The following is a 22,093-nucleotide window of genomic DNA, read 5'->3' as shown; positions in this document are numbered from 1 at the left end:
GACCATGACCGGGAGCGGATCGGTGGGATACCGCGTATCAGCGGTATGAGTGCCTGGGTGTCGTGCTTGTTCGCGCGCCGGAGACGCGAATCGGGAGCGGCGGACCCTTGCGGTCACACGTGACATCGATCCTCGACCCATCGGGCGGCACGGCCTTGTCGTCGCGGGCCGGCACCCCGGTGCCCCGCGCCGCCCGGTCCGGACCGGGCGGCGCGACTCCGCCGTCAGCGGGCGCTCGTGGTCTCGATGTCGGCGATCCGGTTGTAGCGCTCCACCAGTACGAACAACTTGGTCTTCTGCGTCGTCTCACCGCTGCCGAAGGTCAGGGTGACGACGACTTCATGGCCGTTGCCCACCGTGCCGTTGTCCGTCACCGTCCACTGCGACGGGACGTTCTGGGCGCGCAGGACGCCGTCCATCGCATTCGTCTCCTCCCAGGTTGTCAGCCGCGTGGCGAAGTCGGGCGTCAGGTAGTGCTTGCGGAGCGCCTTGGCCAGAGTGACGTCCGGGTCCGTGTAGTCGTTCTTCGCGTCGATGTAGGCGCCGTAGAAGTCGGCGATTCGGGTCACCGCTTGGCCGGGCGTGCCGCTGACCGACTGCGGTGCGGCGGTGGACGCCTTCGCGGGGACCTGGGCGGAGGCCTGTGCCGACACCTGTGTCGACACACCGAGTCCGACGGCCAGGACGACGCCGGCGGCGACGGCTGCGAGACGGCCCGGACGACGACGTACGGGAGAAATGCTGTTCATGTGAGTCTTCCTCTTCTGATCTGTGGGTGGTCGCTCTCGCCGGTCGTTCCGGCTTGCGTGCCGACGGTGTCTGCCGTGGTCGCCGCCTCGTCCGTGTCCTGCCTGCACATGCAGGAGCAAGTGCAGGTGCCGGTGTGAGACGTGGCCGGTTCTGTGACCAGTGCGCGACCGGCATCGGGAGCGTGTGTGGCGATATGTCAGGCACGGTGGCCACGGAGGGCGACCGCTCGACGCATCCGTGTCGGACATCGCCCGACGCCGGTCGGTCCCCTGTGGCCGGCCGTGGTCGGTGCGATACGAAGAGCATCGGCGGTCACCGGAGCCGGGCGCAACGGCTGCCGCCCCTGTGACGGGGATGGAACCATCCCAGCCCACCTGACGTGCAGGGATATGAGGGCCTGGGATCCTGGATCGCGGGCGGACGACGGAGGAACGGTGTCGATGCGCGACGATGTCGAGGAGCTGGCGGCGCTGCTGCGTCGGCTGAAGGACCGCACGGACCGGAGCTACGGCTCCCTGGCCCGGCGCCTCCAGATGAACACCTCCACGCTGCACCGGTACTGCGCGGGCGAGGCGGTGCCCCAGGATTTCGCGCCCCTGGAGCGGCTCGCCGTCTTCTGCGAGGCGACATCACAGGAGCGGCTGGAGCTGCACCGGCTGTGGTTGTCCGCAGTGGCGGCTCGGCAGCGTGTGCGAACGGCCGGCTCGGTGGAGGCGGCAGTACCGGTACCGGTGCCTGGCACTGACGAGAACGAGGCCAGAGAAGCGGGCGCGGACGGGGACGGAGAGGCGGACAGGGACGAGGGCGGGAAGGCGGACGGGAACGGGGACAGAGACGCGGACAGGGACCGAGAGGCGGACGGGGCACTCGTCGAGGACGAAGGCTCCGCGGAGCGGACCGCCCACGCTCCCGACCGGGACGAGTCCGTTTCCTCTCCCTCTCCCGCTCCCCGTCCCTGGTACCGCCGCGGACGGGTCATGGCGTCCACCGCCGTCGCCTGCGCGCTGCTTGCCACGGCCGGCGCGTCCGCCCTGTCGGACGGCCTCTCCCCCGAGGTGGGCGCCTCCCGTCCCGCGGACCCGCGGACGACCGCCCCCGGTATGCCGCACCGTTCGGCGAACCCGTCTGCCACGGCCTCTCACGCCCCTTCCCGCAACCCCTCTCCGCCCAGCCTCCAGCCCGAACCCGCCGCCCCGTCCGCCCCGTCCGCCACCGGAGACGGTCCCGCCTCGGCCACGGAGCCGACCAGCGGAGTGCCCCTCGCCTGGAGCGTCGACCCCCTGGTCTGGGACAAGGGCTGCGACCACGACTACGTCATCGACAAGCCGCCCGCACAAGTGCCTCCGCCGCCGGTGGAACAGGACGCCGGAGCATGGGCGGCGGCACAGGGCGCGGTGCACGGGCGGCACACGATGGTGCAGATCTCCCTGCAGGGGCGGTCGTCCACGGCCGTGGTCCTGAAAGCGCTCCACGTCCGCGTCGTCAGCCGCGGCAACCCCGCCGCCAGGACCGCTTACGCCATGGACCAGGGCTGCGGCAGCGACCTCGCGCCCCGCCGCTTCACCGTGAACCTCGACGCCGACCGCCCCGTCACCCGCCCGAACGACGGCGCCGACAATGAACACACCATTCCGGCCGTCCACTTCCCGTACCGCGTTTCCGCCGAGGACCCGGAAGTACTGCTGGTCGACGCGGCGACACAGACCTACGACGCCCGCTGGTACCTCGAACTCGACTGGTCCTCCCAGGGCCGCTCGGGCACGATTCGCATCGACGACCACGGCCGCCCGTTCCACACCACCAGCATCAAGGGAATGCCGCACTACTGGTACGGCACGAATGACGCGGGCGCGCGCGCCTGGGTCCCCTATGACGGCTGACAACCAGCTCGGGGAGGTCCCGCAGGTGGCCCGGGGTCCCTTCGCCGGTACCTCCGTCACCTTCGGACAAGCGGCGAACTCCTCGAACAGGACCCGAGACGCTCGTGGCCTAAGGTCGGGTCGAATCACCATGACCGACTACGACACCTACGGCACCAGCACACACACCGCCCGCGAACTGGTGCACCTCGTGACCACCCACCTCGACGTGGTCTTCGCCGAGCGCGAGAGTGACTACCGGGGCGTCTACCACCTCGCCCGGTGCACTCACGGACACATCGAGATCCAGCCGAACGCGATCCCCGGCGACGACGGTCAGGACGATCTCTACGCCCCGGAACACCCGGCGGTCCGAGTCCTGTTGCTCCTCAGCACCTCGACCTCGGAGCCCACCCCGCACACCCGCCTGGCCGCCGTCCCGGGTCTCGTCCACCTGAGCCGCGCGTCATGGTGAGCCGCCGCTGACCCACGGTGCGTCCACCAGCCGTCAGCGCTCATGGAGGCAGAGCCACCCGGATCGGGATCACACATGCTCCGCCGGGGCCGGCCCCCCTCGGACTCCCCTGCGGCTTCACGGGTCGATGTCGGGCAGCATCGGCATGAACCGCGACCGAGGCCATCGGGACTATCGCGGCCGTCTCCCCACCCGCCTGTGCAAGGGTGTCTCGCGCTCGGGCCGAGTGGTCCGCCGCGCACGCGGTCTCCACGCGGGCGCCGGGGTCTCCATGCCACAGGTGATCCGAAGGGTCACCCGGTTGTCCTCCCCGGGCGTCGTAGCCGCAGAGCAGGCGAGCACCCGGCGTCGGCGCCTGCCTATCTCACCGCGGTGAGTGTGGCGTAGACGACGACATTGCCCTGATAGCCGTTGCCCCGGGTGTAGCCGCCGCCGCACGTGATCACGCGTAGTTCGGCCCGGCCGACACTGCCGTAGACCTTGTCGTCGGGAAATCGTTCCTTGTCGTAGACCTCGACGGCGCCGACGGTGAAGACGGCTGTGCGCCGGTCTGCCCGGTCGATCTCGATCGTCATGCCCTTGACGACGGAGCCGAGGCCATAGAAGACACCGGGTTCACCGGTGGGCAGGTCCACGTGTCCCGTGGTGACGGCTGTCCCGACGGATCCGGGGGACGTGCCTCCGCCGTACCAGCCGGCGAGGTTGGGTCTGTCGGCCGGTGGGGGTTGCAGTGCCCCCGACGCGTCGAGACCCAGCCTGCTCACCGGGGCGTCCACGCCGATGGCGGGAATCCGCAGCCGCAACGGTGGCGAGGGCCGCAGGGGCCGAACGGCGGAGTCCGCCGCTCGGGCCGTGTGACCGACGGCCGGAGCCGCCGGGGTGGAGAAGGCCTGGCCCGTTGAGGGCTGCGGTGGCCGCCCGTCGTGCAGCGCACCGGTCACCAGCAGCGTGCCTGTCACCAGTGTCCAAGCCAGGAGTTTGACCGAAGGGGTGTACGGGGGCGCGGGAGCGCGGGTTTCGTGCCCGGGGGCCATCGTGTCGAGCCTCTTGCTCATAACCGGAGAGAGACGGAAAGCCATGAAGCCTGTGCCTGGCAGCTCCCGGTGCGGGAGCTGCCAGGGGGACCGGTGCGGCGGTAGGCCAGCGGTCAGGTACGGGCCGCGTGCGAGCGGTCAGGCGCAGGCCGCATGCGACCGGTCAGGTACGGGCCCCGTGCGACCGGTCAGGTACGGGGCCCGTGCGACCGGTCAGGTACGGGGCCCGTGCGACCGGTCAGGTGCGGGCCGCGTGGGAGCGGTTACGTACCCGCACGAGCCAACCGGCGGCACCTGCGGCAATCAGCACTCCGCCCACGGCGAGGTGTGGAGTGGTGTTGTCGTTGTTCCCGAAACCGGCCTCGACGGCACCATTGGGCCGGCGCACCGTGATGGCGTACGAATCGGTGAGCTTGATCCTCGGGGGGCATTTGACGGTGACGGTGTCGGTGGTGGCGTCGGTTCCCTCCGGCACCGTGAACTGGCCGGTGAGTACGCCCTTTCGCTTGCCCTCGAAGAGGTGGAATGCCCCTGCCACCTCGGACTCGCCCTTTCCGTAGGTCACATTCGCGCCGCAGGCGGCGGTACTGACGGTGACCGTGGAGCCGGGAGCGCCCGCCCGCGACCGGATGTCGAGACTCGAGTCGTCGGCCGCGGCAGCGGCCGGCGCCTGAAGCGCCAGGGCACTGGCGACCACCAGACCGATACCGACGCCAACGTGTGTGTAGCCCAAGGAGTCCTCCAGTCAAGCTGCGTCCGGCATTCTTGTACGGCACCCCTTTCCATTCCACCGATAAGATGATCCACTCTCCGCTACCTCCACAATGCGGCAGCTGGACACATATTTCACTCGACAGGCGTACGAATCGCCTCGCTACGAGCATTCCTTCAGCCGCCTGAAGAGAAATCAGAGGGCGCGGGGACTTCCCACTGTCAGGCACCCCTTCTGCAACTCGTGGCTTCGGTGGTCGCCGGGTGAGGGTGGCGGTTCGGCCGCCGACGTCCGACGTACGCCGATGTCCGGTGCACGCCGACGTCCGACACACACAAAAGGGTGTTTCTGCTCGCCGCGTGTTGCCCCCCTGCTCCTTTCCTTGCCTCAGCTGCGTGGCGCCCATCCCGGCGGCCCTCCTCTCCTCGCCGCCCGGCATGCCGGCGGGCCCTTCGCCTCACGCCCACGCCGGGCCTTCCGAGATCCGGGTCTCTCCGACCGAGTCCCCCGGGTCTCCCCGACAAGCGACGTCATGACCCGATCAGGGCTCGCGAAGGGCTGGAGGCACCTCGTTTCCGACCGGTCGGACACTTGCTCTCGACATTGCCGAGAAACAACTGACCGACTTCGCAAGCCGGTTAGGGTGTCAATGATCCATCACGCCGATCAAGGTTCGACGGGTCGCACACGGATACCGGCTCGGCCCTGCCATCGCACCACTGTCGCCGCCACCATCGCCGGACGACGAAAAGCACCGAAGACCCCTCCAGCCTCGGTCGACATCCGTCGACCTGTCCCAGAGAAGGTTTCGCATGCGCATTCGAGCAATGGGCGCCATCGTCGCGGGTGTCACGCTTGCCACCCTCGCCACACCCTCACACGCCGCGGCCTTACCGGCGCCGAACATCGAGGCCGTCCGCGCCGTGCAGCGACAGGCCATGGCGCAGGGCGCACCCGGCGCGCTGACCCTCATCGACGACCAGGCCACCTACTACGGCGTCGCGAGCGGCAAGGCGAACACTGCCACGGGGGCCAGAATGGACACCGGCCGACGATTCCGGATCGGGAGCGTCACCAAGACCTTCAGCACAGTCGTCTTGATGCAGCTGGTCTCCGAGGGCCTCGTCAACCTGGACGCGCCCGCCAACACGTACCTGCCCACTCCCCTGCCGAGCAGTTCCATCACCGTGCGGCACCTGCTCAGCCACCGCAGCGGGCTCTACGACTACACCAACGACATGTTCTACTCGACCGTCCCGGGCTTCGAAGCGGTGCGGAACAAGACATTCACCTTCCAGGAACTGATCAACAAATCAACGGCGCGTCCGCTGACCATCACACCCGGATCCGGCTACAGCTACTCCAACACCAACTTCGTGGTGATCGGCCAGATCATCGAGCACCTCACGAAGAAGCCGGTGGCCGAGCAGTACCAGCAGCGCATCTTCGAGCCGCTCAAGCTCGGCAACACCTCCTACGTGCACCCCCTGGTCGGCATCGCCGGATCCTCCTCGCGCGGCTATCTGCGACCGGATGACACGACGCTCCCCCTGGTGGACTCCACGGAGCAGACGGTCTCCTGGGCGCAGTCCGCCGGCGCGGTCATCTCCAACGCGGAGGACCTCAACACCTTCTTCAGCGCCCTGTTCTCCGGCGCGCTGCTCCCGGAGAGCGCCCTGCGGCAGATGATGACCACCGTTCCCGTCAACGCGGACGGCAGCCAGTCCTACGGGCTGGGCCTGCGCGCCAGGAAGCTGTCCTGCGGTGTGACGGTCTACGGGCACACCGGCACCGTGCAGGGCTACTACACCTGGGCGTTCGGCACCCCTGACGGCAGCCGCACCATGACCTCCATGGCCAACACCTCGAACAACGGGACGGTGAACACCACGTTGGGCGGGACGGTGGAGGCGGCCTTCTGCGGCGTCGCGCCGACGGCGGCCTCTCTCAGGACCGCGGCAGCGGCAGACGGCGGGTTCCGCGAGGAGATCGCACCGGACGTCGTCCGCGGTCGTCGATGACCACGCCCGAACCGTCGGCACATGGCTGACGAGCCGACCCCCGGACCCTGCCCCCGGCATGACGACCGACGGCGACCGACGGCGGGCCTGTCGCCCGCCCACCGGCCGAGTGAGTCCTCACGCCTCCCCCTGGAGGGCCCGTCGTCGAACGGATCCCGCCCGGAGGAGGAACGACTCGCGTGTGACCGCCGCTTCGCCGGAAGTGGCGGTCACGTCATACCGGGTGACGGTGCCGCAGATGCCTTCGAGCCGGTCGAAGCGGCGTCCGTACCGACGACGGTCGGTCGCTCTGCAACTCCTGGTCAGGGCTGGATGATCTCGCTGTCGCCGTCGTGATCACGACGTCCGAACCGTCCTCGACGGCTCGGACGTCGTCACAGCCCGGTTTGATAACCTGGGGCGATGGACGAGGTGTTGGACGAAGGGCCGTTCTTTCACGGCACAAAGGCCGAGCTGCGGATCGGAGATCACCTCACCGCCGGTTTCCGTTCGAACTACCGGCCCGAGATCGTGATGAACCACATCTACTTCACCGCGTTGCGCGACGGCGCGGGACTCGCCGCCGAACTCGCCGCCGGTGAAGGAGCCCCGCGCGTGTATGTCGTAGAACCGACCGGCGAGTTCGAGAACGATCCGAACGTCACCGACAGGAAGTTCCCCGGGAATCCCACCCGCTCCTATCGCAGCAAAGAGCCGCTCCGGATTGTCGGCGAGGTCACCGACTGGACGCGACAGACACCCGAAGCCCTCCAGATGTGGCGAGACCGGCTGGCGGCAATTCGCCTGGATGATCGCGCCGAAATCATCAACTGAGGTTGGTCCCGCAACTGTTAGGTCGCGGTGAATTCGCCGGTTTCTCGTATCAGGCGCCACCTCGCCTATTACGTCAATCGCACAGCAGACCCCGAAACTCACTCACCGCCTATCGCCGTGCCGGTGGCGGGAAGAACCGACGGCGCTGACATTGCCCCGGCCTGTCTCAGCCACCACCCCGACCGGCTCGCCCTGCGGGACCGTGCGACGTATCCGTACGCCGTGGCCGAATTCCGCTGGAACAGGCACCGCCCACCGATCGACGGCCCAGCCGGACCCTCGTGCCGTGCCCGCTCGCGCTGTCCTTGAGCAGAGGTGCCGGGGCCCAACGACGCCTCGTCTCGGAGCGCCCCAGGCGTCACGTCTGCCGAGACTCACGGCGCGCCCCTGCCTGAGCCGGCCGTCAGCAAGGCTCAATCCGAGCGAGAGCCGTGCACCCGGGCCGTGAGGCGGCCCCGCTCGCCCCGGGGCATGCCGCCGACCACCGTGCCGACCCAGCCGTGCGCCTCAGTCACCGGCGAGGTGCAGCGGGCCCTCGACGGCCTCCGGTCCGGCGACGACGTTCCGCTGTACGCACACCACGGCGGCCGTCGCGGGTGCCCGAGGCGCTCCGGGCGACCGGCCCGGGCGACGAACGGCACCGCGTGCTCCAACCCGCTCGCTTACCCCAAAGTTGATCAACTCTCAAACCTTGAACACAAATTACACACATCCTCTCTTCATACCGGCCGTGATGGTCTAGATTGACCATGCTTCACTGATCGGACACGAGGCGATCAATAGTGATCTATAGGTCCGGCGTTACCGAAAGGCAGCAAACGCGTCGCCGGCGCCGGACGTGGGGATGATCAATTCCTTTGAGCCCGGGAGGGGGCCTTGGGTGCAGGGAGCACCCGAGGTATCGACGGGTTCCCGCACGTCTCGAGAGTTCGGGCGGACACGCATGTTCGTCGCGCCAGGGTGAGTTGTTCAAGTGACTCTGCAATAGCCGGGACGTCATGTGCGGGAGGCGGGGGCCTCCCGCGGGGAGGAGCAGCGCGGCACTGGGGGCCTTCCTAGGGAGGAACAGTGTCGGGCGAGCACGTCGAACAACTGGGGAACCTGGGGGGTTCTGTGCGGCAAGGGGAGATAGTCAGCCCATTTCCGTCGGCGAGCGGGCGTCTGACGGACGGGGCGATCAGCCGGCCCGCGATCGACTGGGAGCAGCGGTACCGCCGTACCGTGATCATCAGCGATACCGTGGCCACCGCTTCGGTGGTGGCGGCGATCGGCAACTTCTTCGGGGCTCGGGACGCGGCCAACTGGCACGAGAAATGGGGAATTCTCGCGTTCGGCACCGAGCTGCTGGTGCTGGGGGCACTGGCGGTGAGCCGGGCATGGGCTCCGGCCGTGCTCGGCCAGGGCGCCGAGGAGTTCCGTCGGCTCGGACGCTCACTGTTCACGGCGACCGTCGTACTGGCGCTCGGCGGGATCGCCCTCACCTCGCGCAACATCAAACTCTGGATCTTCGTCGCGATCCCCGCGATCGCGCTCGTCACGATGCCCGCGCGGTATCTGCTGCGCCTGTGGCTGCACAAACAGCGGAAGGAAGGCCGGTGCCTGCGGCCGGTGCTCGCCGCCGGCAGCGTGGCCACCGTGCGCGACCTGATCAGCCGGACCCGCAAGTTCCCGCACCTCGGCTGGCGGGTGGACGCCGTGTGCACGACGGACGGTCTCGGACTCGACGGCGACCAACTGGACGGGGTGCCGGTCGTCGGCCGGCTGGCGGACGTCGCGGGCCATGTCCGCCGCGACGGCTACCGGGTCGTCGCGGTCACACCGGACCCGCACTGGTCACCGGACCGGCTCCAGCGACTGGCCTGGAACCTCGAGGGCGGCGACGCCGAGATGGTCGTCGCCCCTGTGCTGATGGAGGTGGCCGGTCCGCGGCTGCACGTCGACGCGGTGCTCGGGATCCCGCTGCTGCGGGTGAGCATGCCGACCTTCACCGGGGGCCGCCGGGCGGTCAAGGAGGTCGTCGACCGGTTGGGCGCGGCGCTCCTGCTGGTGCTGTTCGCGCCGCTGATGGTGTCGGTCGGGCTGCTTGTGCTGGTGGACAGTCGCGGCGGGGCGTTCTACCGCCAGCGCCGGGTCGGCAAGGACGGCCACGAGTTCACCATCCTCAAGTTCCGCACCATGGTCGCCGGGGCCGACGGGGCACGCGCCGAGCTGGCCGACCGCAACGAGGGCGCCGGCCCGCTGTTCAAGCTCCGCCGGGATCCGCGGGTGACCCGGGTGGGAGCGGTGCTGCGCCGGTACTCGATCGACGAGCTGCCGCAGCTGCTCAACGTGCTCACCGGATCGATGTCGCTGGTCGGTCCGCGACCTCCGCTGCCGGAGGAGTCCGCCGCGTACGGCCCGGACATCCTGCGGCGACTGCTGGTCAAGCCGGGGCTCACCGGCCTGTGGCAGATCAGCGGACGCAGCGACCTGTCGTGGGAGGAGGCGGTCCGGCTGGACCTGCGGTACGTGGAGGACTGGTCGCTGGCCCTGGACACCGTGATCCTGTGGAAGACGCTGCGCGCGGTGCTCTACGGGCACGGGGCCTACTGATGCGCCGGGCCCGTCGTCGGGCCGGCGCGCGGACCGCAGGCCGAAAGGGCCTGCCCTGGGGGAGGAACGCGTCATGAGAGTCAGCGTTTTCGGGCTCGGTTACGTGGGCTGCGTGTCGGCCGCGTGCCTGGCCAGCATGGGCCATGAGGTCATCGGGGTGGACGTCAACCAGGTGAAGGTCGACCTGGTCAACGACGGCAAGGCCCCGGTGGTCGAGGAGCGGATCGGCGAACTCATCGCCGAGGTCGTGGGGACCGGAGCGTTGCGCGCCACCGGCGACGTCGCCGAGGCGATCAGGGGCAGCGAGGTGTCCCTGGTCTGCGTGGGCACGCCGTCGGAACCCAACGGCAGTCTGTGCACGACGTACTTGGAGCGTGTCACCGAGGAGATCGGCGCCGCGCTCGCCGAGCGGGGCGGGCGGCACACGGTCGTGTTCCGCAGCACCATGCTCCCGGGCACCTGCCTGAACCTGCTGGTGCCGATCCTGGAGAAGTACGTTGGCGGCACGGCCGGGGTGGACGTCGGGGTCGCCGTCAACCCGGAGTTCCTGCGCGAGGGCACGAGCGTGCGGGACTTCTTCGACCCGCCCAAGACCGTCATCGGCGAACTCGACCAGGCCAGCGGCGACGCGGTGACCGCCCTGTACGACGGCTTGCCCGGCGAGGTGTTCCGGGTGCCGGTCCCGACGGCCGAGGCGATCAAATACGCCGACAACGCGTTCCACGGTCTCAAGATCGGTTTCGCGAACGAACTGGGCGCGGTGTGCCAGGCGCTGGGGGTGGACTCGCACCAGGTGATGGACGTGTTCCTCGCCGACCGGAAGCTGAACATCAGCCCCGCCTACCTGCGGCCCGGTTTCGCCTTCGGGGGCTCCTGCCTGCCGAAGGACCTGCGCAGCCTGGTCCACGCGGCGCACCGGGCCGACGTCTCGGTGCCCATCCTCTCCCACGTGCTGCCCTCCAACTCCGACCATCTGCAACGCGCGGTGGAGCTGGTCGAGCGCACCGGAAAACGCCGGGCGGGCCTGTTCGGGCTGTCCTTCAAACCCGGTACCGACGACCTCCGCGAGAGTCCGCTCGTCGAGCTGGCGGAGAGACTCTTCGGCAGGGGGTACGACCTGAAGATCTACGACGCCAACGTGAGCCTGTCCCGGCTGCTCGGCGCGAACCGCGAGTACATCGAGACCCGGCTGCCACACCTCGCACAGCTGCTCGCGGACTCCGTCGACGAGGTGCTCGAGCACGCCGAGGTGTGCCTGGTCGGCACCAGGGATCCGGCCGTACTGTCCGCGCTGCCCCATGGCGACGGCCCGGTGATCATCGACCTCATCCACCTTCCGGACGCCGATACGCGCCGGACCGAACCGGGGTACGTGGGCCTTGCCTGGTGACACGTCGTTCGACGACACGGCCGGCGGCGACCGGCCGGACCGGCGCGCGCTGATTCTGGTGGAGAACCTTTCGGTGCCGTTCGACCGGAGGGTGTGGCAGGAGTGCACGACGCTGCGCGACGCGGGCTGGAAGGTGCACGTCATCTGTCCCCAGGGCAGTAAGCGGGACACGGAGCTGGAGGCGGAGATCGACGGGGTGCGGATCCACCGCTACCCGTTGCGCGCGGCCACCGGAGGACCGGCCGGCTACCTGCGCGAGTACGGATCGGCGTTGTGGCACACCTTCCGGCTGGCCCGGAAGGTCGGTCCGGTCGACGTGGTGCACGCCTGCAACCCGCCCGACCTGCTGTTCCTGCCGGCGCTGTGGCTGAAGCGGCGCGGCGCCCGGTTCGTCTTCGACCAGCACGACCTGGTACCCGAGCTGTACCTCTCCCGGTTCGGCCGCGGCGAAGACGTGCTCTACCGCGCCGTCTGCGCGCTGGAACGGTTCACCTACCGGGCCGCGGACGTCGTGCTCGCCACGAACGAGAGCTACCGGGACGTCGCGGTACGCCGTGGCGGCCGGCGGCCGGCGGACGTCTTCGTGGTCCGCAGCGCGCCCGACATCGACCGGTTCCACCCGGTGCCGCCGGAGCCGGAACTCAAGCGCGGCAAGCCCCATCTGCTGTGCTATCTCGGGGTGATGGGCCCCCAGGACGGCGTCGACTACGCCCTGCGGGCCCTCGCGAAGCTCCGCGACGAGCTGGGGCGGACCGACTGGCACGCGGTGTTCGTCGGCGGCGGGGACACCTTCGACGCGATGGTGGAGCTGTCCCGGCGGCTCGGGCTGTCGGATCAGGTGGAGTTCACCGGGCGCATTCCGGACGCCGACCTGGTGCGCTACCTGTCCACCGCGGACGTGTGCCTCTCCCCCGACCCGCACAATCCGCTCAACGACGTGTCGACCATGAACAAGGTCCTGGAGTACATGGTGATGGGCCGGCCGCTCGTCTCCTTCGACCTCCGGGAAGCGCGCGTCTCCGCCGGTGACGCCGCCCTCTACGCGCCCGCCAACGACGAGGCCCGGTTCGCCGAACTCGTCGCGCGGCTGCTGGACGATCCGGAGCAGCGGGCCCGGATGGGCAGGATCGGCCAGGAGCGGATCAGCGGGCCGCTCTCCTGGCGGAACTCGCAGGCGTCGCTGCTCGCCGCCTACACCGCTGCCTGCCGTGACCGCGCTCCGATGCCGGCGGGCGACCCGTACCAGGCAGGGAAGAGGCCGCGCCGTTGAGTGATGACACGATCCGTCTGGTCACCATCGGGCGGATACTCCGTCGGCGTTGGCGGCTCCTCGCCGTCCTCACCGTCGTGGGGGCGCTCGTCGGCTACGGCGCCTCCCTGCTCTTCCCGCCGCGCTACACGACGTCGGCGTCGGTACTGCTGCCGGGGGCGTGGGAGGAGCGCGAGCTGCTGACCCAGGCGGAGATCGCGACCAGCTCGGTGGTGGTGGACCGCGCGGCCGCCGCGCTCGGCTGGCCCGGAGTCGGCGGCAGTGAGCTGCGGGACCGGGTGAGCGCCGCGGCCGCCGACGGGAACATCGTCAGGATCTCGGGTACGGCCGACACCCCGGAGCGCGCACAGCGACTCTCCGACCAGGTGGCCCACCAGTTCGTCACGTTCGCCGCGCGGATCGTCGGCGACGACACCGACCCGGAAGCGGCGACACAGCTCGACGCCCTGCGGAAGATGGTCGTGCAGACCAACCGCCGCATCACCGAGCTGGCCGACGCGGCCGGTCCGGGGCGGACCGTGGAGAGCGTGCAGACCCGCACCGAACTCACGAAGCTGCGCACCGCGCTGCAGGGGGCCATCAACAAGCTGGACCAGGCGGACCCGGCCGCCGACCAGGCCACCTTGGTCGTCATGGGGCCGGCGGCCCTGCCGACCGGCGAGGCACCGCCGACGCGGATGCAGCTCATCCTCGGCGGGGCGCTGCTGTTCTTCCTGCTCTCGGTCATCGGCCATCTCACCGCCGCACGGATGAGTCGCCGACTGCGCGGCGAGGCGGAGATCGCCGCGGCGCTCGGCTCGGCGTCGCTGGGCACCGTCGACGTACCGGGTGAAGGGGGCGCGCACCGGCCGCGAGAGGGCGGCCCGCGGGCCCGGATCCGTCGCCTGCTGGGCGTCGACGTCCGGTGGGACGTACCGGCCCCCTTGACGTCCGGCGACGACGCCGGCAGGCGGATCCGCTACCGGCGTGTGTGCGCCCGCCTCCGGGACCGGCTGCCGGCCCCCCGGCGGCTGCTGGTGGTCGTCCCGGACGGCGACGGGATCGCGCACCGGGCCGCCGGGCAGCTCGTCGCCGAGGCCGAGGACGATCCGCTGCTGCGGGTGGTGGAGGTCTCGGTGGCCCAGCCCCTGGTGCCCGACCGCGACGACGAGTGCGGTGCCCTGGTCGTGGTCAGCGCGGGCAGCTGGACCGCGGCGCAGCTCACCGGCGTCGCCGAGGCGTGCGCGGACGCCAAGCACGAGGTCGTCGGCATCGTCCTCGCCGGCCAGGTGCGGACCCGTTCGACGCGGTCCGCCGGCCGTCCTCGGGAGGCCGCCACGCCGACGCTCGCCGATGGCGACGACGCGACGGGAGACGCACGGTGACCACGAGTACGACGTCGGAGCCGGCTGCCGCCGCTCCGCTGCTGGACCTCCAGGCACTGGTGGTGGCGGTGCGGAGGCGGCGCCGCCTCTGGTGCTCCGCGGCGCTGCTGGGGCTGCTCGTCGGCGTGGCGACGGCGGTGCTGCTGCCGCCGCCGCCGACCGCGGTGACCAAGGTCCTGGTCGCGCATCAGGACGACCAGCCGAACGATCCCGGCACGCTGATCCGCACCGACGCCGCGCTGCTGCGGACCACGCGGATCGCCGACAAGGCCCTGCGGTCCCTCGGGTCCCCGGAGAAGCCGGAGGACTTCATGGAGGACTACGAGGGGATCGGCCTGACCAACAACCTGCTCCAGATCACTGCGACGGGTGACAGCGACGCGGAGGCGGTCGCCCGCGCCGAGGCACTGGCCGAGGCGTTCGTCGCGGACCACGTGAGGCGGATCCAGGAGGCCGCGAACGCCGAGTCCAAGGCCCTGCTCGACCAGCGTGACCGTATGCGGGGCGAACTCGCCCAGGTCAACAAGGCGATCGGGGACGGAGCGTCGGAGACGGGACCCAAGGCGTCGGCGGACCAGGAGTCGCTGTTCGCCCGCCGGGCCGAGCTGACCTCGCGGATCACCGACTTCGGCCAGCGCGCCGCGGAAGCGCGCGTCGGCGCGCCCCGGCTCATCGCCGGCACGCAGATCGTGGACGCCCCGCGCGCGGTACGGCACTCCCTGCCCAGGGCCGCCGCCACCAACGCCGCGATCGGCCTCGTCCTGGGGTTCGTCCTCGGGTTGGTGGTGGCCGCGGTCGGCACGGTGGTGGCGGACCGCCCCGTGCTGCGCCGGGAGATCGCGGCGAACCTCGGCGCCTCGGTCGTCGCGGAACTGCCCCGCCGCTCGGCCACGCCGTGGCGGCGCCGACGGATCCGGACGGCACGCGAACGGCTCACCGCGTCCCTGGCCCGTACGGTGCGCGACTCCGCGGAACCGGTGTCGCTGCTGGAACTGGGCTGCGCGCGCCGTGCGAGCGTGATCGCCCTGGACCTCGCCCGGGCGCTGGCGGCGGAGGGGCCGGTGGTGGTCGTCGACGGTCTGCCCGGCCCGCAGCTCACCGACCGCCGCCCGAAGCCGGGAGACCCGACCGTGGTCAGCGGCGAGCGGGCCGCGGCCGGGGCGCATCAGGAGCACCGCATCGGCGTCGGTTCGGTGGCGCCCGGCACGGCGTGGACCGACCTGCGGTACCTCGGCACACGGACCGTGCTCGTCGTGCGTGCCGGGCACGGCAGCGCCGCATGGCTGCACACCGTGGCGCGGCAGCTCGCGGAGCAGCGCGTACCGGTGATCGGTGTGGTGTTGATCGACGCCGACCCGCGGGACAGGACCGACGGCACGCTGTGGGACGGGCCGCGCACCGCGCTGCGCGGCCTCGGCCAGCGGACCGCCCGGCAGAACGGGTCGGGCCGGCATCGGACGGAGCGGCCGCCGATCCGGGCGGCACGGGTACCGGACAGCGACCAGGAGGCACGGTAGGACATGTGTGGCATCGCAGGCACTTACCGATGGCCGGACGGGAAGGCCGTGACCGACCGGCTCACCGACACCCTCGCCCACCGCGGTCCGGACGGGGCGGGCCGGTACGGCCACCCCGCCGGTGACGGCGAGGTGCACCTGGGGCACCGCCGGCTGGCCATCGTCGACCTGTCCGAGACCGGCGCCCAGCCGATGGCCTCGGGCGGCCTCGTCCTGACGTACAACGGGGAGCTGTACAACGCGCCGGAGCTGCGCGCCGAGCTGGCAGCCGCCGGGGTGCGCTTCCGCGGTACGTCCGACACGGAGGTGCTGCTGGAGGCGTGGCGGCGCTGGGGCACGGACTGCCTGCCGCGGCTGCGCGGCATGTTCGCGTTCGGGATCTTCGACGAGCGCACCGGTGACCTGGTGCTCGCCCGCGACCAGCTCGGCATCAAGCCGCTGTTCCTGCTCCGGCGCGGCGAAGGCCTGATGTTCGCCTCCGAGCTGAAGGCCCTCGCCGCCGTGACGGGCGGGTCGCTGCAGGTGGACCCCGCGGCGCTGGTGGCCTCGCTGCTGTACTACTGGGTGCCGGACTCACGGTGCGCGTTCCGGGAGGCGGAGAAGCTGCCGCCGGGGAGCTGGCTGCGGTGCCGGCCCGACGGCCGGGTGGAGCGCGGCCGGTACTGGAATCTGCGGGACGTCGCCGCGGAGGGCCGGGAGCGGGCCCGGGACGGCGAGCTACCGGACCTGGCCGCTGTCGTCGAGGAGTCGACCCGGCGCCACCTGCTCTCCGACGTCCCCGTGGCGACCTTCCTCTCCGGCGGCCTGGACTCCAGCTATCTGACCGCGCTGGCGGCCCGCGACCGACCGGGGATCTCCGCCTACACCATCGGGTTCCGCGCGGAGGACGCCAGATTCGAGGCGATGCCGGACGACCTGCGCTACGCGCGGCAGGTGGCGGAGCAGTTCGGCGTCGACCTGCACGAGATCGAGATCGCGCCGGACGTGCTCGACCTGCTGCCGCGGATGACCTACCACCTGGACGAGCCGATCGGCGACCCCGCCGCGATCAACACCTTCCTGATCTGCTCGGCCGCCCGGGAAGCCGGGATCAAGGTGATGTTGTCGGGGATGGGCGCCGACGAGTTGTTCGCCGGGTACCGCAAGCACCTGGCCAACCTGCTCGCGGTGCGCTACCAGCGCGTGCCGCGGCCCCTGCGGCGCGCCCTGTCCTCGGCCGTGGACCGGCTGCCGGTCTCCACGGCCCGCCGCGGGTACCGGTCGGTGCGCTTCGCCAAGCGGTTCCTCTCCTTCGCCGATCTGCCGGAGGAGACCGCGTTCCGGCGCAGCTACACCATGTACGACCAGGACGAGCTGCTCGCCCTCATCGATCCGGACCTGGCCGGGACGGTCGACGACGTGCTGACCGAGCATGCCGACATCTACCAGGACAACGATCTCGACGACTTCGTCAACCGCATGTGCCTGGGCGACGCCCGGATGTTCCTGCCGGGCCTGAACCTCGCTTACACGGACCGGTCGAGCATGGCCGCGTCGACCGAGGTGCGGGTGCCGTACGTGGACGTCGAGGTGGTCAGGGCGGCGTTCGCCGTACCCGGTGACCGCAAGATCGTCGGACGGCAGGGCAAGGCCGTCCTCAAGGAAGCGGCCGCCTCGGTCCTGCCCCGGGAGATCGTGTACCGGCCCAAGGGCCTGTTCAGCGCCCCGCTGCGCGCCTGGATGAGCCGGGATCTGGCTCCGCTGGTGCGCGAGGTGATCAACGACGGTGAACTCGTCCGTTCCGGGTTCCTGCGCCGCGACGCGCTGGCGCGGCTGGCCGCCGAGGACGCCTCCGGGCATCGGGACCACTCCAAGCATCTGTGGCATGTGCTGACCCTCGAGTACTGGTATCGCGGCGCGACCTCCGGGGCCGGCCATCACTCTCCCTCGACGGCGTAGAGACAAGAGGACTTCGGATGAAGCAGGTCGTGCAGAACTACAAGAGCGGCGAACTGACGCTGCTCGACGTGCCGGTGCCGGGGTGCAAGCCGGACGGTGTGCTGGTCCGGAGCGCCTACTCGCTGATCTCCACCGGGACCGAACTCATGAAGGTGTCCGAGGCCGGCATGTCGATGCTGGGCAAGGCACGCTCCCGGCCGGACCAGGTGGCCAAGGTCGTGCAGAGCGTGGCCGCCAACGGGGTGCCCGCCACCTACCGCAAGGTGATGGGCAAGCTGGACTCCTACACGCCGCTGGGCTATTCGCTGTGCGGGGTGGTCGAGCAGGTCGGCACCGGGATCGACGATGTGAAGGTCGGCGACCTCGTGGCCTGCGCCGGCAACGAGCACGCGTTGCACGCCGAGGTGAACTGGGTGCCGAAGAACCTGTACGCCCGGGTGCCGGACGGGCTCGCGCCGCGGCACGCGGCCTTCGGCACCGTCGGGTCGATCGCGTTGCAGGGCGTCCGGCGCGGCGAGTCGCAGCTCGGCGAGGTGGCGCTCGTCATCGGCCTGGGGCTGATCGGGCAGCTGGTGGTGCAGCTCCTCGCCGCCTCCGGGGTCCTCGTCGTCGGGGCCGACCCCGACCCGGCGCGCTGCGACCTGGCCGAGCGCCTGGGCGCGGCGGCCTGCGGCGATCCGGCCTCGGCGGCCGTGGAAACGGCCGTCGCCGAACTCACCGGCGGTCACGGCGTGGACCAGGTGTACCTGGCGGCCGGCGGTGGCAGCAACCAGCCCGTCGAGCTGGCCGCCCGGTTGAGCCGGGACCGCGGCCGGGTCGTCGACATCGGCAAGTGCCGTCTGGACCTGCCGTGGAACGCGTACTACGAGAAGGAACTCGACGTCCGGTTCTCCCGCAGTTACGGACCCGGGCGCTACGACCCGGCGTACGAACTGGAAGGGCGTGACTACCCCATCGGCTACGTCCGCTGGACCGAGCGCCGCAACCTGGCGTGCTTCCTCGATCTCGTCGCCCGCGGCCGCGTCGACGTGGAGCCCCTGGTCTCCCGCATCGCCGACTTCGACGACGCCGTCGAGACGTACCGGAGCCTGAAGGACGGCGACCTGAAGGCCGTGGCCGTGCTCTTCCGGTACCCCGAGGAGACGCAGGAGGCGGGGGAGGCGGAGACCCCGGCGGTGGCCGTGCCCGCGGTGCGGCGCGGCGGTGGACCGTCCCGCCCGGCCCGGTCCGCCACAGCACCGGTGCGGCTGGCGTTCGTCGGCGCGGGGAACTACGCGAAGTCGATGCTGCTGCCGCACCTGGCGCGGCGCGAGGGCGTGGAGCTGTCCACGGTCGTCACCACGACGGCACTGTCCGCGGCCAACGCACAGCGCAAGTTCGGCTTCGCCGCGGCGACCACCGATCTCGACGCCGTGCTCGGCGACGGGTCCGTCGACGCGGTGTTCGTCGTCACCCGGCACAGTTCGCACGCCGAACTGACCCGCAGGGCGCTGCTGGCCGGCAAGGCGGTGTTCGTGGAGAAGCCGTTGGCGCTCACCGAGGACGAACTGGCCGCGGTGCTCGCGGCGGTGGAGGAGTCCGGCAACGACCGGCTGCAGGTGGGCTTCAACCGCCGGTTCGCGCCGCTGCTCCAGGAGGCCAGGAAGCGGTTCGGTGCCCGGACCGGACCGGCGAGCGTCCGCTACCTGGTCAACGCCGGCCGGCTGGAGCACGGCAGCTGGTACCTCCAACAGGGCTCCCAGGGCTCGCGGTTCGCCGGCGAGGGCGGGCACTTCATCGACACGGCGAGCTGGCTGCTGGAGGCCGACCCGGTCTCGGTGTACGCGCTCACCACGCCCGGCAACGAGGATCTCCAGGTCGTGCTGCGCTACCCGGACGGCTCCACGGCCACCATCAGCTACGTCACCACCGGCGCGCCCGGCTTCCCCAAGGAGACGCTGGACCTCGTCGCGGACGGCAAGGTGCTGCGGCTCGACGACTTCGTCCGTGCCGCCGTCCACGACAGCCGCCGTAAGCGGTGGGTCAGTTCACGGCTGCCCAAGGCCCGGGACAAGGGCCAGTCCGCCGAGCTGGCCGCGTTCGTCAGGGCCGTGCGGACCGGCGGGCCGATGCCGGTGCCGCTGGAGTCGCTGGTCGCCACCACGGCGGCCACCCTCGCCGTACGGGCCAGTCTGGTCGGCGGCGCCCCGGTGACGCTGGCGCGGGCACGATGACGATGAGCGCGGGCTGGTACCTGCGGCGACTGTCCCGGATGGGACCGCGGGAGGTCGGCGGGCGGGCGGGCGACGCGGTGCGCAGACGGCGGTGGCGGTCGGCGCGGCCGGACTGCCCGAGCGTGACCGGCGCCCGCTTCACCGCCGTACTGCCCGCGGGCACGATCGCCGCGGTGCCGCCGGACGCCGCGAAACGTCTCGTCGCCGACGCGGACCGGCTGATGGCGGGGAAGGCCGAGTTCTTCGGGGTGGAGCGCGAGGACCTCGTCGACCCGGACTGGTGGTACGACCCGAAGACCGGGCGCCGGGCTCCCTGGGGCTACGCCTTCGACGTGCCGTACCGCGACGAGGAGGCGGTCGGGGACATCAAACAGATCTGGGAGCTGTCCCGGCACCAGTACCTCACCGTGCTCGCCGCCGCCTACGCGATCACCGGGGACGAGCGGTACGCCGAGCGAGTGGCCGCGCATCTGCGGTCGTGGTGGGCGGGCAACGCGCCGCTGCGCGGAGCCCACTGGACCAGCGGCATCGAGCTGGGGATCCGGCTGCTGTCCTGGGTGTGGATCCGCAGGCTGCTCGACGGCTGGCCGGGCGTGGCCGCCCTGTTCGAGGGCAACCCGGTGGCGCTCCGCCAGATCTGGCATCACCAGCGGTGGCTGGCCGCCTTCCCCAGCCGGGGTTCGTCGGCGAACAACCACGTCATCGCGGAGGCCGCCGGGCAGTTCGCGGCGGCGTGCGCGTTCGGCTGGTTCCCCTCCTCGGCGCGTTGGCGGGCCGACGCGCTGCGGTCGCTGGAGCGGCAGCTGCGGAGCAACACCTTCGGCTCCGGCCTCAACCGCGAGCTGGCCACCGAGTATCACGGACTGGTGCTGGAACTCGGCCTGGCCGCGCTGGCCGAGGCGGACGCCGGCGGCGTGCCGGTCCCCGCGTCGGTCCGGCTGGTGCTGCTGCGGATGACCGACGCGCTCGCGGCCGTCGTGGACAACCGGCTGCGACCGCCGCGCCAGGGGGACGCGGACGACGGGCACGGTCTGGTCGTGGACGGCGCGGGCACCGACCGCTGGGCCTCGCTGCTGACCACCGGGGACGCCGTGTTCGGCCGGCTCGCCTGGTGGCCGCAGGTGACCGGCACCGATGTGCGCTCCCCGCTGCTGGCCGCGCTCATCCGGCCGTACCCGGAGAACCGAACGGCACCGTCCGTGTCCCGTCCGGCGAGGCGACCGGCCCATTTCGCCGACGCGGGCATGACCATCCTGCGGGGACCGGAGGAGATCTGGTGCCGCTGCGACGGGGGTCCCCACGGATTCCTGTCCATCGCCGCGCACGCGCACGCGGACGCGCTGTCCGTGGAGGTCCGGCACGACGGGGTCGACGTGCTCGCCGACCCGGGAACGTACTGCTACCACGGGCAGCCCGAGTGGAGGCAGTACTTCCGGTCGACCCTCGGCCACAACACCCTGCGGCTCGACGGCGGCGACCAGTCCGTCTCCGGGGGCCCGTTCCTGTGGACCCGACAGGCCCGCAGCCGCGTCCTGGTCGCGGACGCGTCCGGCACCTCGGGCGGGGGGACGGTCCGCTGGTGCGCCGAGCACGACGGCTACCAGCGCTCGGTGCACCGGCGCCGCGTGGAGCTGACCGCCGCCGACCGGGAGCTGCGGGTGGTCGACGAGGTGAGCGGCCCGCGCCGCTCCGTACACCTGGCGTTCCACCTCGGCCCTACGATCGCCGCGGACCTGGTGGACAACCGGGCGACGCTCACCTGGACGCGGGACGGCCGGGACCGCTCCGCGGCGCTCGACCTGCCCGGGGAGCTGTCCTGGCGCGCGCATCGCGGCGAGACCGATCCGCCGCTCGGCTGGTACTCCGCCGGCTTCGGGCGCAAGGAACCCGCCACGACGCTGCTCGGCACCGGATTCGCCGACGGCGCGCAGGGGTTCACCACCGTGCTCAGGTTCCGGGGCTAGGGGGCTTCGGATGGAACTCCGTGGAGGAAGGAGCGCCCGCCGCGCGGCGGCCGGCGACCGTGGTCGGCGTGCGCTCCCGGCGCGGCGGCCCCGCACGCTCCTCCTGGGCGTGCTGGGGCTTTCGGCCGGTACGGCGGGTGCGCTGACCTCCCAGGGCCTGCGCGCCGCGCGGGAGCACCCC

At 71.2% G+C, this 22,093-nt stretch carries 15 protein-coding genes; 12 read left to right on the top strand and 3 right to left on the bottom strand.

The features are described from left to right. Positions 1 to 224 precede the first annotated feature (224 nt). Positions 225 to 749, bottom strand: a complete 525-nt coding sequence (locus tag ACFYO5_RS10120; RefSeq protein WP_388706450.1) for a hypothetical protein — start codon at positions 747 to 749, stop codon at positions 225 to 227. Between the two features lie 441 nt (positions 750 to 1,190). On the opposite strand from ACFYO5_RS10120, the gene ACFYO5_RS10115 reads away from it, so the two are divergent. Beyond that, positions 1,191 to 2,630, top strand: a complete 1,440-nt coding sequence (locus ACFYO5_RS10115; RefSeq protein ID WP_388706447.1) for a helix-turn-helix domain-containing protein — start codon at positions 1,191 to 1,193, stop codon at positions 2,628 to 2,630. A 130-nt stretch (positions 2,631 to 2,760) separates the two neighbouring features. Then, a complete protein-coding gene (locus ACFYO5_RS10110) occupies positions 2,761 to 3,084 on the top strand; it encodes a hypothetical protein (RefSeq protein WP_388706444.1) in 324 nt (107 codons plus the stop codon). A 359-nt stretch (positions 3,085 to 3,443) separates the two neighbouring features. Here the strand turns inward: ACFYO5_RS10110 and ACFYO5_RS10105 are convergent, their stop codons facing one another. Next, positions 3,444 to 4,118, bottom strand: a complete 675-nt coding sequence (locus ACFYO5_RS10105) for a class F sortase (RefSeq protein WP_388707186.1) — start codon at positions 4,116 to 4,118, stop codon at positions 3,444 to 3,446. Between the two features lie 238 nt (positions 4,119 to 4,356). Further along, on the bottom strand, positions 4,357 to 4,851 hold the full coding sequence (locus ACFYO5_RS10100; protein WP_388706441.1) for a sortase: 495 nt from the start codon (positions 4,849 to 4,851) through the stop codon (positions 4,357 to 4,359). Between the two features lie 791 nt (positions 4,852 to 5,642). Between ACFYO5_RS10100 and ACFYO5_RS10095 the strand changes: the two genes are divergently transcribed. From ACFYO5_RS10095 to ACFYO5_RS10050, 10 genes are all read left to right on the top strand, one after another. Beyond that, a complete protein-coding gene (locus ACFYO5_RS10095) occupies positions 5,643 to 6,851 on the top strand; it encodes a serine hydrolase domain-containing protein (RefSeq protein WP_388706439.1) in 1,209 nt (402 codons plus the stop codon). Between the two features lie 402 nt (positions 6,852 to 7,253). Continuing rightward, complete coding sequence (arr, locus tag ACFYO5_RS10090; RefSeq protein WP_388706436.1) at positions 7,254 to 7,664, top strand: NAD(+)--rifampin ADP-ribosyltransferase; 411 nt, start codon at positions 7,254 to 7,256, stop codon at positions 7,662 to 7,664. A 1,113-nt stretch (positions 7,665 to 8,777) separates the two neighbouring features. Continuing rightward, complete coding sequence (locus ACFYO5_RS10085; RefSeq protein WP_388707184.1) at positions 8,778 to 10,256, top strand: sugar transferase; 1,479 nt, start codon at positions 8,778 to 8,780, stop codon at positions 10,254 to 10,256. Positions 10,257 to 10,329: 73 nt separating this feature from the next. Continuing rightward, positions 10,330 to 11,646, top strand: a complete 1,317-nt coding sequence (locus ACFYO5_RS10080) for a nucleotide sugar dehydrogenase (RefSeq protein WP_388706433.1) — start codon at positions 10,330 to 10,332, stop codon at positions 11,644 to 11,646. After that, positions 11,636 to 12,916, top strand: a complete 1,281-nt coding sequence (locus ACFYO5_RS10075) for a glycosyltransferase family 4 protein (protein ID WP_388706432.1) — start codon at positions 11,636 to 11,638, stop codon at positions 12,914 to 12,916. The genes ACFYO5_RS10080 and ACFYO5_RS10075 overlap by 11 nt, the downstream gene beginning before the upstream one ends. Further along, on the top strand, positions 12,913 to 14,280 hold the full coding sequence (locus ACFYO5_RS10070; protein WP_388706430.1) for a Wzz/FepE/Etk N-terminal domain-containing protein: 1,368 nt from the start codon (positions 12,913 to 12,915) through the stop codon (positions 14,278 to 14,280). The genes ACFYO5_RS10075 and ACFYO5_RS10070 overlap by 4 nt, the downstream gene beginning before the upstream one ends. Continuing rightward, positions 14,277 to 15,797, top strand: a complete 1,521-nt coding sequence (locus ACFYO5_RS10065; RefSeq protein ID WP_388706427.1) for a Wzz/FepE/Etk N-terminal domain-containing protein — start codon at positions 14,277 to 14,279, stop codon at positions 15,795 to 15,797. Before ACFYO5_RS10070 ends, ACFYO5_RS10065 begins: the two co-directional genes overlap by 4 nt. Positions 15,798 to 15,800: 3 nt before the next feature. Next, positions 15,801 to 17,735: an asparagine synthase (glutamine-hydrolyzing) gene (gene asnB, locus ACFYO5_RS10060; protein ID WP_388706424.1), complete on the top strand. Its 1,935-nt coding sequence runs from the start codon at positions 15,801 to 15,803 to the stop codon at positions 17,733 to 17,735. Positions 17,736 to 17,752: 17 nt separating this feature from the next. Then, entirely contained in the window at positions 17,753 to 19,948 is a 2,196-nt protein-coding gene (locus tag ACFYO5_RS10055) for a bi-domain-containing oxidoreductase (protein WP_388706422.1), read from the top strand. Beyond that, a complete protein-coding gene (locus ACFYO5_RS10050) occupies positions 19,945 to 21,912 on the top strand; it encodes an alginate lyase family protein (protein ID WP_388706419.1) in 1,968 nt (655 codons plus the stop codon). The genes ACFYO5_RS10055 and ACFYO5_RS10050 overlap by 4 nt, the downstream gene beginning before the upstream one ends. The last annotated feature ends 181 nt before the right edge of the window (positions 21,913 to 22,093 follow it).

Source organism: Streptomyces sp. NPDC006259, assembly GCF_042870975.1.
In the GTDB taxonomy this organism is placed as follows: domain Bacteria; phylum Actinomycetota; class Actinomycetes; order Streptomycetales; family Streptomycetaceae; genus Streptomyces.
Note: the sequence above shows the minus strand (reverse complement) of the source record. Positions and strands in the feature narration are given on the sequence as shown.